General features: G+C 64.9%; 14 protein-coding genes. All 14 read right to left on the reverse strand.

Annotation, left to right across the window (positions count from 1 at the left end):
• Positions 1 to 2 precede the first annotated feature (2 nt).
• Genes ACDA63_RS03340 through mraZ form a run of 14 tightly spaced genes read right to left on the reverse strand, consistent with a single transcriptional unit; the run spans position 3 to position 14678 of the window.
• Entirely contained in the window at positions 3 to 860 is an 858-nt protein-coding gene (locus tag ACDA63_RS03340; RefSeq protein ID WP_373661755.1) for a cell division protein FtsQ/DivIB, read from the reverse strand.
• Entirely contained in the window at positions 853 to 1773 is a 921-nt protein-coding gene (locus tag ACDA63_RS03345; RefSeq protein ID WP_373661756.1) for a D-alanine--D-alanine ligase, read from the reverse strand. Before ACDA63_RS03345 ends, ACDA63_RS03340 begins: the two co-directional genes overlap by 8 nt.
• Before the next feature lie 35 nt (positions 1774 to 1808).
• Positions 1809 to 3200, reverse strand: a complete 1392-nt coding sequence (gene murC, locus ACDA63_RS03350) for a UDP-N-acetylmuramate--L-alanine ligase (RefSeq protein ID WP_373661757.1) — start codon at positions 3198 to 3200, stop codon at positions 1809 to 1811.
• Positions 3197 to 3451 (reverse strand): hypothetical protein, encoded by a 255-nt coding sequence (locus tag ACDA63_RS03355; RefSeq protein ID WP_373661758.1) that lies wholly within the window; start codon positions 3449 to 3451, stop codon positions 3197 to 3199. Before ACDA63_RS03355 ends, murC begins: the two co-directional genes overlap by 4 nt.
• Positions 3448 to 4509 carry an undecaprenyldiphospho-muramoylpentapeptide beta-N-acetylglucosaminyltransferase gene (gene murG / locus ACDA63_RS03360; RefSeq protein ID WP_373661759.1) on the reverse strand — a complete coding sequence of 354 codons (1062 nt, stop codon included), beginning with the start codon at positions 4507 to 4509 and terminating at the stop codon, positions 3448 to 3450. The genes ACDA63_RS03355 and murG overlap by 4 nt, the downstream gene beginning before the upstream one ends.
• 37 nt (positions 4510 to 4546) lie before the next feature.
• Positions 4547 to 5776 carry a putative lipid II flippase FtsW gene (gene ftsW, locus ACDA63_RS03365; protein ID WP_373661760.1) on the reverse strand — a complete coding sequence of 410 codons (1230 nt, stop codon included), beginning with the start codon at positions 5774 to 5776 and terminating at the stop codon, positions 4547 to 4549.
• Entirely contained in the window at positions 5773 to 7164 is a 1392-nt protein-coding gene (gene murD / locus ACDA63_RS03370; RefSeq protein WP_373661761.1) for a UDP-N-acetylmuramoyl-L-alanine--D-glutamate ligase, read from the reverse strand. The genes ftsW and murD overlap by 4 nt, the downstream gene beginning before the upstream one ends.
• 58 nt (positions 7165 to 7222) lie before the next feature.
• Positions 7223 to 8311: a phospho-N-acetylmuramoyl-pentapeptide-transferase gene (mraY, locus tag ACDA63_RS03375; protein ID WP_373661762.1), complete on the reverse strand. Its 1089-nt coding sequence runs from the start codon at positions 8309 to 8311 to the stop codon at positions 7223 to 7225.
• Between the two features lie 57 nt (positions 8312 to 8368).
• Positions 8369 to 9730, reverse strand: a complete 1362-nt coding sequence (murF, locus tag ACDA63_RS03380) for a UDP-N-acetylmuramoyl-tripeptide--D-alanyl-D-alanine ligase (RefSeq protein ID WP_373661764.1) — start codon at positions 9728 to 9730, stop codon at positions 8369 to 8371.
• Positions 9727 to 11247, reverse strand: a complete 1521-nt coding sequence (locus ACDA63_RS03385) for a UDP-N-acetylmuramoyl-L-alanyl-D-glutamate--2,6-diaminopimelate ligase (protein WP_373661765.1) — start codon at positions 11245 to 11247, stop codon at positions 9727 to 9729. Before ACDA63_RS03385 ends, murF begins: the two co-directional genes overlap by 4 nt.
• Entirely contained in the window at positions 11244 to 12989 is a 1746-nt protein-coding gene (locus ACDA63_RS03390; protein WP_373661766.1) for a peptidoglycan D,D-transpeptidase FtsI family protein, read from the reverse strand. The genes ACDA63_RS03385 and ACDA63_RS03390 overlap by 4 nt, the downstream gene beginning before the upstream one ends.
• Positions 12989 to 13261: a cell division protein FtsL gene (gene ftsL, locus ACDA63_RS03395; protein WP_373661767.1), complete on the reverse strand. Its 273-nt coding sequence runs from the start codon at positions 13259 to 13261 to the stop codon at positions 12989 to 12991. The genes ACDA63_RS03390 and ftsL overlap by 1 nt, the downstream gene beginning before the upstream one ends.
• Positions 13258 to 14226 (reverse strand): 16S rRNA (cytosine(1402)-N(4))-methyltransferase RsmH, encoded by a 969-nt coding sequence (gene rsmH, locus ACDA63_RS03400; protein ID WP_373661768.1) that lies wholly within the window; start codon positions 14224 to 14226, stop codon positions 13258 to 13260. The genes ftsL and rsmH overlap by 4 nt, the downstream gene beginning before the upstream one ends.
• Positions 14223 to 14678 carry a division/cell wall cluster transcriptional repressor MraZ gene (gene mraZ / locus ACDA63_RS03405; RefSeq protein WP_373661769.1) on the reverse strand — a complete coding sequence of 152 codons (456 nt, stop codon included), beginning with the start codon at positions 14676 to 14678 and terminating at the stop codon, positions 14223 to 14225. The genes rsmH and mraZ overlap by 4 nt, the downstream gene beginning before the upstream one ends.
• Positions 14679 to 14706: the final 28 nt, after the last annotated feature.

Here is a 14706-nt window from a genome sequence, read left to right on the forward strand (position 1 = left end):
GCTTACCTTTTTCCTGTTTTTTCGGCGGAGCGCGCCGTCGGTTCCAGCTTGACGGCAAAGCCGCCGGGGTAGCGCAGATCCGCCACCAGAATTTTCGTGCCCAAGCGGTTTTCGGCCTGACCATAGATCGCCAGAAAACGATCCAGCCGCGCATCGATGGGCGCTTGCTGCTGGTCGCGCCCCAGCTCCACCGTCAGCCCGTTATCAAGCTTGAGCTGCCACGCCATGCGGTTGGACAAGGTGAGCGTATCGACACGGCGGCCCAGCGGCTTGAGCTTGGCGTCGAACTGCCGATCGCGCTCGAGCATCAGGCGGGCGTTCTCGGGCGAACCGGAAAACGTCGGCATGGTCGCGTTACTGGCTGCATCGAACACCTCACCGTGGGTGTTGATCAGTTGCACGTCGGAGCTATCCACGCCGCGCCAGTAAGCTGCAGCGACGTGTTCCTCAAGGCTCACTTCCACCGTGGCCGGCCAGACGCGGCGCAATTGCGCGTGTCGGACCCAGGGCAATTTTTCAAACGCCTGACGTGCCGCATCGAGGTCGACGGTGAAGAAATTGCCACGCAACGAACTGGCCGCAGCGTATTCCAACTGGGCGGGAGTCACCTGGCTCAACGGCGAAGTCACCACCACCTGATCCAGTCCGAACCAGGGCGCGCGCATGACGGCCTTGACCGCGGCATAACCGAGCGCGACCGACGCCACCAGCATGAGCACATCCGACACCAGGTTCATCAGTTCCGGACGATGCCAGAAGCCCGCCGGCCGTGACTTGGCCTGACGGGCAGCGCCGCCCGCGCCGCGCGTTGCCGCGGCGGGGGACTTGCCGAACGAAGAGGTCGGATGCGCGTCAGCCAATGCTCGCCATCTCAAGAATGCGTACGCACAACGTCGCGTAATCGATACCCGCCGCGCGTGCGGCGATCGGTACCAGCGAATGGTTGGTCATGCCGGGCGCGGTATTCATTTCGAGGAAGGCAAAACTGCCATCCTCGCGCAGGATGACGTCAGCGCGCGCCCACCCCTTGCAGCCGAGCACCTTGAACGCGCGCAACGCCGACTCCTGGATGGCCGCTTCGACATCCGGCGTCACGCCCGCCGGACAGTGATAGCTCACCACGTCGGTGAAGTACTTGTTCTGGTAGTCGTACTTGCCCTCGGGCGCATCGATGCGCACCAGCGGCAGGGCTACGTCGCCCAGCACGGCAGCGGTCAATTCGCGGCCGGAAACGAATTCCTCGGCGATCACCAGCGGATCGCACTGGCGCGCGGCTTCAAAGGCTGGCGCGAACTCGGCCGGCGTATTCACCTTGGCCACGCCGATCGACGAGCCTTCGCGCGCGGGCTTGATAATGAGCGGCAGGCCCAGTTCGTCGATCACATCCGACGGACTCACGTTGGGCGTCAGCAGGCGATAACGCGGCGTGGGCACGCCTGCCGCCTGCCACACCAGCTTGGTACGCCACTTGTCCATCGACAGCGCGGAGGCCATCACGCCGCTACCGGTGTAGGGTACTCCGAGCGCTTCGAGCGCCCCCTGAATGGTGCCGTCTTCGCCAAAGCGGCCATGCAGCGCGATGAAGGCGCGTCCGAATCCGCGCGCCTTGAGTTCCCACACCGGGATCTCGGCCGGATCGAACGCATGCGCGTCAACACCTGCCGAGCGCAGGGCTTCGAGCACGCCATGTCCCGAAATGAGCGAGATCTCGCGCTCGGCGGAGTTCCCCCCCATCAACACCGCGACCTTGCCGAAGTTCTGAGTATCAGTCATTGAATCTGCCACTTCTCTCTGTCTGCCCGCGCGCCTTACGAAGGCGTCGCCAGCTTGCCGGGAACGGCACCGATCGAGCCCGCTCCCATCGTCAGAACCACGTCGCCGTCCTGCGCCACTTCGAGGATGCGCGCCGGCATGTCGGCGATCTCCTCGACGAACACCGGCTCCACCTTGCCCGCCACGCGCAGCGCGCGCGACAGCGCACGACCATCGGCCGCCACCAGCGGGGCCTCGCCCGCGGCGTAGACGTCGGCGAGCAACAGCGCATCCACCGTGCCCAACACGCGGACGAAGTCTTCAAAACAATCGCGCGTGCGCGTGTAGCGATGCGGCTGGAACGCAAGCACCAGGCGACGCCCCGGGAAAGCGCCACGTGCGGCGGCCAGCGTGGCGGCCATTTCGACCGGGTGATGACCGTAGTCATCGACAAGCGTGAACGCACCGCCCTGCGGCAGAGCGACTTCGCCATAGCGCTGGAAGCGGCGGCCGACACCGTTGAACTCGGCCAAGGCGCGCAGGATCGCCGCATCATCGATGCCCAACTCGGTGGCGACCGAAATTGCAGCAAGCGCATTGAGCACGTTGTGCATGCCCGGCAGATTGAGCACCACGCGCATGCGCGCTTCTTCACCATTGCGACGCACGCAATCGAAGTGCATCTGCGCGCCGACCGCCTCGATGTTCTCGGCGCGCACCTGCGCATCGTCGGACAGGCCGTAGCGCACGATCTGTTTCGACACGAAAGGCATGATTTCGCGCACGTGCGGATCATCCGCGCACAGCACCGCCACGCCGTAGAAAGGCAGGCGATGTAGGAAATCGACGAAGGCCTGACGTAGCCGCGCGAAGTCGTGGCCATAGGTTTCCATGTGATCGGCGTCGATGTTGGTGACGACCGAGATCACGGGATTCAGAAACAGGAACGACGCGTCCGACTCGTCGGCTTCGGCGACGAGAAAGTCCCCGCTGCCCAGCTTGGCGTTGGCGCCGGCGGAATTCAGCCGCCCCCCGATCACGAAGGTCGGATCGAGGCGGCCTTCGGCCAGGATGCTGGCGACGAGGCTGGTAGTGGTGGTCTTGCCATGCGTACCGGCAATGGCGATGCCCTGCTTCAGGCGCATCAGTTCGGCCAGCATCTGGGCGCGCGGCACCACTGGAATCTGGCGCGCGCGCGCCTGCAGGACTTCCGGGTTGTCACCGCGCACGGCGGTGGACGTCACGATGGCGTCAGCCTCGGCAACGTTCTCGGCCGCGTGGCCGATCATCACGTGCACGCCCTTCGACCGCAGACGACGCGTCGTGGCGCTTTCGGTCAGGTCAGAACCACTGACCTTGAAACCCAGGTTGGCAAGCACCTCGGCGATGCCGCTCATGCCTGAGCCGCCGACGCCGACGAAGTGAATGTGTTTGACCTTGTGTTTCATGCACGCACCTCCCGAACGATCGGTGCTGCGTGCATGGCGAAGACGGAAAAAACGGCAGAAATACTCATGAAGCTATGCGAACCTCCGGACAAGCCCGCACAAGCATGCGAGCGGCGCGGAGTGTTGCAGAAATCGCGCTTCACTTCATGTCTTGACGGCCGCGCGGGAATGCTCTCCCCCGCGCCAGCATTGGCATTGGCCATTTGGACCTTTTTGCTGCAATTGATCGAAGACAAGCGGACCAGGCTCATGTGCGCACCAATCCTTGGCAGACATCGGCCACGGCGGCGGCCGCATCGGGCCGCGCCAGCGCCCGGGCAGCTTCAGCCATCGCCAGAAGGCGGCCGCGATCCAGCCCTGCCAGCAAGGCGGCCAGCCCTTCGGCCGTGAGTTGCGACTGCGGCACCAATTCGGCCGCGCCATGCCTGGACAAAAATTGGGCGTTACCGGTCTGGTGGTCATCCACCGCATGTGGAAACGGTACTAGGACGCTTGCCACGCCAGCGGCGGCCAGTTCTGCCACGGTCAATGCGCCAGCGCGGCAGATGACCAGATCCGCCCAACCGTAGCGGGCCGCCATGTCGTCAATGAAGGGCAACAGTTCGCCTTCCACGCCGGCTTCGGCGTAGGCGGTGCGTAACGCGTCGATCTGTTTTGCGCCTGATTGGTGTGCGATCACCGGGCGGCGATCCGTCGGAATCAAAGCCAGCGCCTTGGGCACGGTGGTGTTGAGCGCCTGGGCGCCGAGCGAGCCGCCCACGACCAGCACGCGCAGTGGGCCCTGACGGTCGGCAAAGCGTTCGGCCGGCGCAGGCATTGCGGCGATATCGGCGCGCACCGGATTGCCGAGCCACTGCCCGCGCTTGATCACGTCGGGGAAGCCGCTCACGACACGGTCGGCCACGGCCGCGAGCACGCGGTTGGCCAGACCTGCCACGGAATTCTGTTCATGCACCACCAGCGGGCGCCCCAGGAGTGCGGCCATCATGCCGCCGGGAAAAGTGACGTAACCGCCCATGCCCAGCACCACGTCGGGGCGCACGCGGCGAATGGCGGCGAGCGCCTGCCAGAAACCGCGCAGCAGATTGACCGGCAACATCAGCGCGCGCATGAGTCCCTTGCCACGCAGCGCGCCGAAGCGGATCCATGCCAGTTCGTAGCCTTTCGTCGGAACGATGCGTCCCTCCATGCCATCGGCATTGCCCATCCAGGCCACCGACCAGCCGCGTTCGCGCAACGCGTCGGCCACGGCGATGCCGGGATAGATGTGCCCCCCCGTGCCGCCCGCCATGACGAGGATCTTCGGCATCAGCGATGCTCCCCCGCGCTCACCGTGATGACGCTGCTCATGCCACGCCTCTCATGACCTGACGATTCTCCCAGTCAATGCGCAGCAGGATGCCGACCGCCAGACAGTTGGCGACGATGCCCGAACCGCCGAAGCTCATCAGCGGCAGGGTCAGGCCCTTGGTCGGCAGCAGGCCCATGTTGACGCCCATGTTGATGAACGACTGCACGCCCAGCCACAGCCCGATTCCTTGCGCAACGAGGCCGGAGTAATAGCGATCCATTACCAGTGCGCGGCGGCCGATGGCGAAGGCACGCTGCACGATGATGGCAAACAGCGCGATGACGACCATCACGCCGATGAAACCGAGTTCCTCGGCGATCACCGCGAGCAAGAAGTCAGTGTGCGCTTCAGGCAAATAGAAGAGCTTTTCAACGCTGGCCCCGAGTCCGACGCCAAACCACTCGCCGCGACCGAAGGCGATCAGCGCGTGCGACAGTTGGTAGCCGCTGCCGTAGGCGTCATTCCAGGGGTCGATGAAGTTGAACAGACGCTCGCGACGATACGGCGACAACCACACCAGCAGCGCAAAACCGATTGCCGCGACGACCGTGAGCAGCGCAAAGATGCGCGCGTTCAGCCCGCCCAGGAACAGGATGCCGAAAGCGATCGAACAGACCACCACGAACGCGCCGAAGTCCGGCTCGCGCAGCAACAGGAAGCCCACACCGAGAATCACCATCGCCATCGGCAGGAATGCGCGCTTGAAGCTCGACATGTGATGCAGCTTTCGCACCGTGTAGTCGGCCGCGTACATCGCCACCAGCAGCTTCATGAACTCCGACGGCTGAAGGTTGATCAACCCAAGCGGAATCCAGCGCCGTGAGCCGTTGACCTCCCGCCCGATGTGCGGGATCAGCACGGCAATCAGCAGCACCACGCCACCCATGAACAGGTACGGCGAAATCTGTTGCCAGATGCGCATCGGGACCTGGAAGGCCATCATCGCAGCGACCAGCCCGACCGCCAGGAACACGGCGTGTCGCATCAGGAAGAACGTCGATTGGTGGCCCGAAACGCGATTGCCTTCGGCGTAGGCGATCGACGATGAGTACACCATCACCAGGCCGAAGAACAGCAGGCCGAGCGCCGACCAGAGCAACAGCGGATCGAGTTCGCGCGGCTGCGCGACGCTGCCGCCGAGGCGACCGACCGCCGTGGCGCGCGGGCTGAAACCGCCGGAGTCCTGACGAGCGAACCAGCCGGATAGAGCGGAGACGACTTTCATACCGGAGTCACCTCGGGCAGTTGGCGCACGGCGTCGATGAAGACCTGGGCGCGATGGGCATAGTTCTTGAACATATCGAGACTGGCGCATGCCGGCGACAGCACCAGCGCATCGCCGGCGAGCGCCAATCGATTGGCTTCGAGTACAGCGGTTTCGAGCGTATCGGCATGGATCAGCGGGATACCGCTGTCGGCGACCTCATTGGCAAAGCGGCGGGCGTCGCGACCGATCAGCACGGCGGCGCGCACGTGAGCGCGCAGTACCGGGGACAGCGGTCGGAAATCCTGCCCCTTGCCATCGCCGCCCGCGATCAGCACCACGGTGCGGCCCAGCCCTTGCAGCGCCGCGATGGTGGCGCCCACGTTGGTGCCCTTGGAGTCGTCGTAGTAGTCGACGCCATCGGCCCGGCACGCAACGCGTTCGACACGATGCGGCAAGCCACGGAAGCGGCGCAGCGCTTCGAGCATGCGCTCCATGTCACCGCCGACGGCTTCGCACAAGGCGAGCGCGGCCAGCGCGTTGGAGACGTTGTGGGCTCCCGCGAGCTGAAGCTCGTCGGCAGCCACGAGCGCGATCGTGCCGCGCGCCAGCCAGCGGCGGCCGTCACGTTCCGCAACCCCCCAATCGGCGTCGGCTACCGGGGCGTCGAGTCCGAAGGTGACCTGCTTTCTACCCGCGCGAGCCATGCCGATCGAAAAAGCGTCGTCGCGGTTGAGTACCTGGACGCCCTGTCCGTCGAAGACGCGCGCCTTCATTGCCGCGTAGTCGGCCATCGTGCCGTGACGATCGAGGTGATCGTCGGTCACATTGAGCACAGTGGCTGCATCGGCGTACAGACTCTGAGTGGTTTCCATCTGGAAGCTGGAGAGCTCCAACACCCACGCATCAGCGGCGTCGTTCTCATCCACGCGACGCATCAATTCAGTCAGCGCCGACGGCGAAATGTTGCCGGCGATGGCGGTGTTCCATCCGCAGGCGCGGCATAGCTCTCCCGCCAGTGTGGTCGTCGTGGTCTTGCCGTTGGTGCCGGTGATGGCGATCACGCGTGCGCGGCTACGCAGATCGAGCGCCACCAGTGCATGCGCGAAGAGTTCGATCTCACCCGTCACGGCGATGCCGCGTGCACGTGCCGTCTGCAATAGCGGCGCGTCGATCGACAGGCCCGGACTGATGGCCACGAGCCCGATGTCGTCGAGCAAGGCATCCGTAAATGCGCCAGTGACGATCTCGGCTCCCGGCACATCGCGGCGCAACTCGTCCAGCCCCGGCGGCTGTGTGCGCGAATCAGCCACGCGCAGACGGGCACCGCTGCGCGCCAGCCAGCGTGCCATGGCGATGCCGGACTCACCCAGTCCGAGTACGAGAATGTGCTGATCGAGATACGACATTGTCCTGACAGTACGTGCTAAACGGCGGACTAGGTTCCTAGTCCGCCGCTCTTTTGTTTCATCTGATCTTGAGGGAGGAGAGTCCGAACAACACCAGCATCAAGGTGATGATCCAGAATCGGACCACCACCTGCGTCTCTTTCCACCCGCCTAATTCGTAGTGGTGGTGCAATGGCGCCATCCGGAAGATGCGCTTGCCTCCGCTCCACTTGAAATACGACACCTGCAGCATCACCGACAGGGTTTCGGCCACGAACAGGCCGCCCATGATGAAGAGCACGATTTCCTGGCGCACGATCACGGCCACCGTGCCCATCGCGGCGCCCAGCGCCAGCGCGCCCACGTCCCCCATGAACACTTCCGCCGGATAGGCGTTGAACCACAGGAAGCCCAGCCCGGCCCCGGCGATCGCACCGCAGAAAACGGCCAGCTCCCCGGCTCCGGCGATGTACGGCAGCCCCAGGTATTTGGAGAAACCCGCGTGGCCCGCAACGTAGGCGAAGATCGCCAGCGCCGCCGAAACCATGACGGTCGGCATGATCGCCAGACCGTCGAGACCGTCGGTCAGGTTGACCGCGTGACTCGTGCCGTTGATGACGAAGTAGCTCATCGCAACGAAGCCGACCACACCCAACGGCAATGCCACGGTCTTGAAGAAGGGAACGATGAGTTCGGTCTGCGCCGGTTCGTTGGCCATCAGCGCCAGATAGAGCGCCGCGGCGCCGGCGATCGCCGAAGTCCAGAAGTACTTCCAGCGGCTGGCCAGCCCCTTCGGATCGCGATGCACGACCTTGCGCCAGTCATCGACCCAGCCGACCGCGCCAAAACCCAGGGTCACGAACAGAACGACCCACACGTAGCGATTCTTGAGATCTCCCCACAGCAACATCGTGACGGCAATGGCGATGAGGATCAGCGCGCCGCCCATGGTCGGTGTGCCGGCCTTGACGAGGTGCGTCTGCGGGCCGTCGTCGCGCACGGCCTGACCGATTTTCTTGGTCGTCAGCCAGCGGATCAGACTTGGACCGAAGATGAAGGAGATCACCAACGCCGTGAGCGCAGCCAGCATGGTGCGCAGCGTGATGTAGCCGAAGACGTTGAAACCGCGAATGTCTTCGCCGAGCCAGAGAGCAAGTTCAAGCAGCATGATGAGTCAGAGTGAATCGAGGGGACATTGCACGACCGGCGAAATGCGAAGGCGTGCTCACGTTCCCTCCTGTGCAATGGCGTCGGACACACGCTCCATCTTCATGAAACGCGAACCTTTGACGAGAACGACGACGTCCGGGGCAAGGAGTTTTTCGAGCGCTTTGACGAGATCTTCGAGCCGCTCGAAGTGCTGGCCGCCGCTGCCGAAATTGTTCACGGCCACCTCGCTGTTCTCGCCGAGCGCGAGCAGGTTATCCACGCCCTGGCTCTTGGCATAGCCGCCGACCTCGTCGTGCAGTTGCGCGCTCATGTCGCCAATCTCGCCCATGTCGCCGAGCACGAGAATCTTCTTGCCCGGCGTGGCGGCGAGCACGTCGACCCCAGCGCGCACCGAATCCGGATTGGCGTTATAAGTGTCGTCAAGCAACACGGCGCCGTTCTTGGCGCGACGCACCTGCAGGCGCCCTTTGGTGCCCGAGAAGCCCGACAGGCCCGCGACCACCGCGTCCAGCGACACACCCGCCGACAGCGTCGCCGCGGCAGCAGCCATGGCGTTGCGCACGTTGTGGATGCCCGGAACGGGGAGTTCGAAGCGCGCGTCGTGCCCCAGTGCGCGCATCGCGATGCGGCTGCCGAACGCCAGTTGCGAAGCCGTCGCGCAGACATCGGCCGCGTGCGACAGTCCGAAGGTAACGACGCGACGGCCTGCGTTCTGCTCGCGCCACATTTCGGCATGCGAATCGTCCAGGTTGACGATCGCCACACCGGTTTCGGGCAGCGCGTTGTAGATCGAACCCTTCTCGCGAGCAACGGCGTCGAGTTCGCCCATGCCTTCGAGATGGGCGCGCTGCGCGTTGGTCACGACCGACACTGTCGGACGGGCGATGGCGGCAAGATAGGCAATCTCGCCCGGATGATTCATGCCCATCTCGAGCACCGCGGCGCGATGCGAAGGCTCAAGCCGCAACAGCATCTGCGGCATGCCGATGTCGTTGTTCAGATTGCCTTGCGTGGCAAGCACGGCATCGTCGCCGAACGCTGCGCGCAGGATCGCGGCGATCATTTCCTTGACGGTGGTCTTGCCGTTGCTGCCCGTCACGCCGATCAGGGGAATGTCGAACTTGGTGCGCCAGTAAGCGGCCAGATCGCCAAGGGCGAGACGAGTGTCTTCGACCTCGAGCAGCGGCAGGTCCGCGGCAGCATTGCGCGCGGCGCCGCGCGCCACCATTGCGGCAACCGCACCGTGCGAGTTTGCCTGGTCGATGTAATCGTGCCCGTCGAAACGTTCGCCGCGAAGGGCGACGAACAGTGCGGACGACATCGCTCGGCGGGTATCCGTGCCGATGCCGTCGAATTCAATGTCGTTGCCGATGATCCGGCCACGCGTTGCGACTGCCGCTTCGGACAGTTTCATCATGCGTCGCTCTCCTGCACGCCCGCCACATGCGTGCGATTCCATGCCAGCAACGCGGCGCGCGTCTGTTCGACGTCCGAAAAGTGCGTGCGCTCCTTGCCGATCTCCTGGTAGTTCTCGTGCCCTTTGCCGGCAATCAACACCACGTCGTCCGGCGCGGCGTTCTCGATGGCCTGGCGGATGGCCAGTGCGCGATCGGGCGTCACGCGCGCCTGCGGCGCTCCCTTGACGATATCGGCAATGATCGCCGCCGGGTCTTCGGTGCGCGGATTGTCGCTGGTGATGATGACGCGCTGCGCCAGGCGCTGCGCCACCTCACCCATCATCGGGCGCTTGCCCGGATCGCGATCGCCGCCGCAGCCGAATACGCATGTCAGCTCGCCACCGCGCGAGGTCACGGTGCTGCGCAAGGCGAGCAGTGCCTGCTCCAGCGCATCGGGCGTGTGCGCGTAGTCGACCACCACCAGTGGTTCACCGATGCCGCCGACTGTCTGCATGCGGCCTTCGGGCGGCGTCAGCGCGCGAGCGGCTTCCACCGCGTCGCTCATCGAATAGCCGCTCTGCATGAGCACGGCGATGACGGCCAGTAGATTCGAGACGTTGAAATGCCCCACCACGCCCACCGACATTTCGGCGCGCTGGCCTTCGCAATCAACGATGAAGCGCATGCCGTTGGGCGTGTTGCGCAACTGATCCGCCACCAGCACGCGCCGCGCAGGCGCAACGTGGGCGTTGTCCGGGACCAGCGTGTAACCGACCACTTCGAGATCGCTGCCCTGGAGGCGGCGCGCTTGCGCCACGCCCATGAGGTCATCGAAATTGAGTACGACGGAATGCAGGCCCGGTTGATCGAACAGCTTGGCCTTGGCCGCCGCGTAGGCTTCCATCGTATGGTGGTAATCGAGGTGGTCGCGCGTCAGGTTGGTGAGCACCGCAATATTGATGCGGCAACCGTTCACGCGCCCTTGGTCGAGACCGATGGACGACACTTCCATCGCCACCGCCTGCGCGCCTTGCTGCACGAACTGCGCGAGCTTTTCCTGCAGCACGATGGCATCCGGCGTGGTGTTGGCCGTCGGATCGAGCTGGCCGGGAAAGCCCATACCGAGCGTGCCGACGACCGCGCAGCGTTTGCCCAGATCGTTGTAGGCCCGCGCCAGCCATTGCGAGATCGAAGTCTTGCCGTTGGTGCCGGTAATGCCGATCGTCAGGAGCCTGGCCGAAGGACGCCCAAAGACTTCGTCGGCGATGTCCCCCGCCATGTGGCGCAGATGGTCGACAGGCACGTTGGGCACGACCAGGGTCGGATCCCATTCATAGCCTTCGCGCTCCCACACCACGGCAACCGCGCCGCGCTCGATGGCGTTGCGGATGTACTGGCGGCCGTCGCTGGCGTGTCCGGGATAAGCGAGGAACACATCGCCCGGCCGTACCTGGCGAGAGTCGGCGCAGACACGCGTCGGCTCGATGCCTTCGGCGCGCAGGAGCGAGAACAGCGCAGCAGCCAGATCCGAGGTCACATTGCGTCTCCCGGTTTGGTCGTCACGCTCTGGCGTGCCACCTGGACCGGCACGATGGGCGCATCCGGGCGAACACCCAGCGCACGCAGCGAACCGCCCATGATCTGGGCAAAGGTCGGCCCGGCGACACTGCCGCCGTAGTAGCTGCCCTTGGTCGGCTCGTCGATCATGACGGCGACGATGAGGCGAGGATCGGACACCGGTGCGAAGCCGATGAACGAACCGATGTATTTCTTGGCATAGCGCCCACCTTCGAGCTTGAGCGCAGTCCCCGTCTTGCCGGCCACGCGATAGCCGGGCACGTGTGCTTCAGGCGCGGTCCCGCCGGGGGCCACCACACTCTCAAGCATAGTCCGGACCTGACGTGCCACTTCGGGGCTGAACACTTGCTGCCCATGCAGCGGTGCGGCGTCGAGCTTGGTCAGCGACAGGGGCAGGAGCTCACCGTCGCGCGCCAGCGCGAGGTAGGCGTGCGCCATTTGCATGAGCGTCACGGACACGCCGTGACCGTACGCCATGGTGGCCTGCTCGATCGGACGCCAGGTGTTGTAGGGGCGCAGCCGTCCGCCCACTTCACCCGGGAAGCCGAGCTTGAGCGGCTGGCCGAAACCAAGGCCGTCGTACAGCTCCCACATGTGCTTGGGCGGGAAAGTCAGCGCGATCTTGGCGACGCCGATGTTCGATGACTTCTGGATGACTTGCGACAGCGTCACCAGACCGATGCGGTGCGAATCGTGGATGGTCGCGCCGTCGATGGTCATGGCACCGTTCTGGGTGTCCACCATCGTTTCGGGACGGAAGCGGCCGCTCTCCAGCGCCATGGCCGCGACGAAGGGCTTCATCGTCGAACCGGGTTCGTACTGGTCGGTCAGTACGCGATTGCGCAGTTGCGCGCCCGACAGGCGGCCACGGTTGTTGGGGTTGTAGGTGGGGTTGTTGACCAGTGCCAGCACCTCGCCCGTCTTGACGTCGAGCACCACCACGCCGCCGGCCTTTGCCTGCGACTTCTCGACCGTTTCCTTGAGCGCACTGTAGGCCAGGTACTGAATCTTGGAATCGATCGCCAGCGTGATGTCGTCCCCGTCCTGCGGACGCTTGATGGATTCCACGTCCTCGACAATGGCGCCGCGACGGTCCTTGATGACGCGACGCGAACCCGCCTTGCCGGCCAGGTTGCCGTTGAAAGCCAGTTCCACGCCCTCCTGCCCGCGATCGTCCACGTTGGTAAAGCCCACGACGTGGCTGGTCACGTCGCCCACCGGGTAATAGCGACGGTATTCATCTTCGGAGCGAATGCCCGGCAGCTTGAGCGCGGCCACGCGGGCAGCAACATCGGGCGGCACTTCGCGCTTGATGAAGACGAAGTCCTTGTCGCTGGCGAGCTTGCGATTGACTTCGCGCACGTCCATGTCGAGCGCCTGCGCCAGTTGCGCAGTCTGCCCCGGCGTGAGCTGGGCGGCGTCGGGAATGGCAGCGATGCCCTTCATCGGCGTGCTCATGGCGAGCGTTTCACCATGGCGATCGAGAATGCGGCCGCGCGTGGCCGACAGGGTCAGCGTCCGCGCGTAGCGCGATTCGCCCTGCGCCTGGAGGAATTCCTTGTTGACGCCCTGCAGGTACATGGCACGACCGACCAGTGCCATCGATCCGACGAGCAAGGCGATGAGGACGAAGCGCGCGCGCCACACCGGCAAGCGCTCCGAGAGCAACGGGTTGTGGTTGAAGGTGAAGTTCTTTTTCATTATTGCGACACCACCGGGTCGAGGGCCACGAGGGCGTTCTTGTCCGGCGTCACCATGCCGAGTCGATCACGAGCGATTTTTTCGACCCGCGCATGTGCAGCCCAGGTACCGCTTTCCAGTTGCAGTTGTCCCCATTCCACATCGAGCGCCCGACCGCGCGCCTGTTCACGTTCGATGGCCGTCACGAGCTTGCGCGACTGATACTGGATGTTGACCACGCCCAGAGCGCTGAAGATGGTGAGCGCGAGCAGGGCGATGCTGATGCGCGTCATGGGCGGCGCTCCATGACGGGCGCAAAGGGCGCGGCAGTGCGCTGGGCCGTGCGCATGATGGCGCTGCGGGCGCGCGGGTTGGCCGCGACTTCCTCCGCGGAGGGACGCACCGCGTCACCGATCAGGGACAAGGCCGGTCGCGGGCGATCGGCTTCGCGTACCGGCAAGCCGCGCGGCAATGCGGGCGGGCGCGCATGGTCGCGCATGAAGCGCTTGACGATGCGATCTTCAAGGGAATGGAACGCGATCACCACGAGGCGTCCTCCTTCGGCCAGCCGCGACACTGCCTGGGGCAGCGTCAGCGACAGCTCCTCAAGCTCCCGGTTAACGCAAATCCGTAGAGCCTGGAAGGTGCGCGTCGCCGGGTGCTGGCCCGGCTCGCGTGTACGGACGGCCGCTTCCACGAGCGCGGAAAGTTGCCCTGTGGTTGCGATATCCCCGCCTTGCCGAGCAGCATCAATCGCCTTTGCAATCGCATGAGCATACCGTTCTTCACCGTAGTCCCTCAGTACAGTCGTGATCTCGGCAACGGTCGCCCGTGCCAGCCATTGCGCGGCTGATTCGCCACGCGTCGTATCCATGCGCATGTCCAGCGGCGCATCGAAACGAAAACTCATTCCCCGGTCGGCTTCGTCCAATTGCGGTGACGACACCCCCAGGTCCATCAGCACACCGTCCAGCTGAGCCACGCCTTGTTCGGCGAGCACTTCGCCGAGCATCGAAAACGGTTCGTGCACCAACACAAAGCGTGCGTCCTGCGCCGCCAGTGCCTGTCCGGCTTCGATCGCTCGCGGGTCGCGGTCGAAGGCGATCAGCCGGCCCTGCGGGCCCAGCGCGGCGAGGATCGCCCGGCTGTGGCCGCCGCGCCCGAAGGTGGCATCCACGTAGACGCCATCGGGGCGAATCGCCAGCGCGTCCACCGCCTCCTTCAAGAGCACCGTGATATGGGCTGCTGCAGCGCTCAAAACGCCAACGCTCCCAGATCACCCGGCAGGTCAGCCAGATTCGGCAGGCTCAGCGCCCGCATCTGTTCTTGCTGACGCTGCCAATCGGCATCCGACCACAGCTCGAAATTCTTGCCCTGCCCCACCAGCCACACCTGCTTGTCCAGGTTGGCGAACTGGCGCAACTCGGGCGCGACCAGCACGCGGCCGGAGCCGTCCATCTCCTCGTCGCGGGCGTGGCCGACCAGCAGCCGCTTGATCAACGCGGAACGCGGATCGAGGCTGGGCGCGGCGAGCACCTGCGCGCGGATGGGTTCCCAGTAAGGCAGGGGGTAGATCAGGAGGCAGCCGTGAGGGTGAGCCGTGATGACGAGGTTGCCTTCGCACAGCTCCGACAGGGCGTCACGATGCCGCGCCGGGATCGCCAGGCGACCCTTCGCATCGAGATTCAGCGCTGCTGCGCCCTGGAACATGTCTTTTTGACCCCTCGTCGAGAAACCG

This window comes from Uliginosibacterium sp. sgz301328 (genome assembly GCF_041807905.1).
Classification (GTDB): Bacteria; Pseudomonadota; Gammaproteobacteria; order Burkholderiales; family Rhodocyclaceae; genus JBGVSA01.

Excerpts from the sequence above, each read along its gene's own strand:
- ACDA63_RS03345 (WP_373661756.1), bottom strand. The coding sequence starts at position 1,773 with ATGACTGATACTCAGAACTTCGGCAAGGTCGCGGTGTTGATGGGGGGG.
- murC (WP_373661757.1), bottom strand. The coding sequence starts at position 3,200 with ATGAAACACAAGGTCAAACACATTCACTTCGTCGGCGTCGGCGGCTCA.
- ACDA63_RS03355 (WP_373661758.1), bottom strand. The coding sequence starts at position 3,451 with ATGAGCCTGGTCCGCTTGTCTTCGATCAATTGCAGCAAAAAGGTCCAA.
- murG (WP_373661759.1), bottom strand. The coding sequence starts at position 4,509 with ATGCCGAAGATCCTCGTCATGGCGGGCGGCACGGGGGGGCACATCTAT.
- ftsW (WP_373661760.1), bottom strand. The coding sequence starts at position 5,776 with ATGAAAGTCGTCTCCGCTCTATCCGGCTGGTTCGCTCGTCAGGACTCC.
- murD (WP_373661761.1), bottom strand. The coding sequence starts at position 7,164 with ATGTCGTATCTCGATCAGCACATTCTCGTACTCGGACTGGGTGAGTCC.
- mraY (WP_373661762.1), bottom strand. The coding sequence starts at position 8,311 with ATGCTGCTTGAACTTGCTCTCTGGCTCGGCGAAGACATTCGCGGTTTC.
- murF (WP_373661764.1), bottom strand. The coding sequence starts at position 9,730 with ATGATGAAACTGTCCGAAGCGGCAGTCGCAACGCGTGGCCGGATCATC.
- ACDA63_RS03390 (WP_373661766.1), bottom strand. The coding sequence starts at position 12,989 with ATGAAAAAGAACTTCACCTTCAACCACAACCCGTTGCTCTCGGAGCGC.
- ftsL (WP_373661767.1), bottom strand. The coding sequence starts at position 13,261 with ATGACGCGCATCAGCATCGCCCTGCTCGCGCTCACCATCTTCAGCGCT.
- mraZ (WP_373661769.1), bottom strand. The coding sequence starts at position 14,678 with ATGTTCCAGGGCGCAGCAGCGCTGAATCTCGATGCGAAGGGTCGCCTG.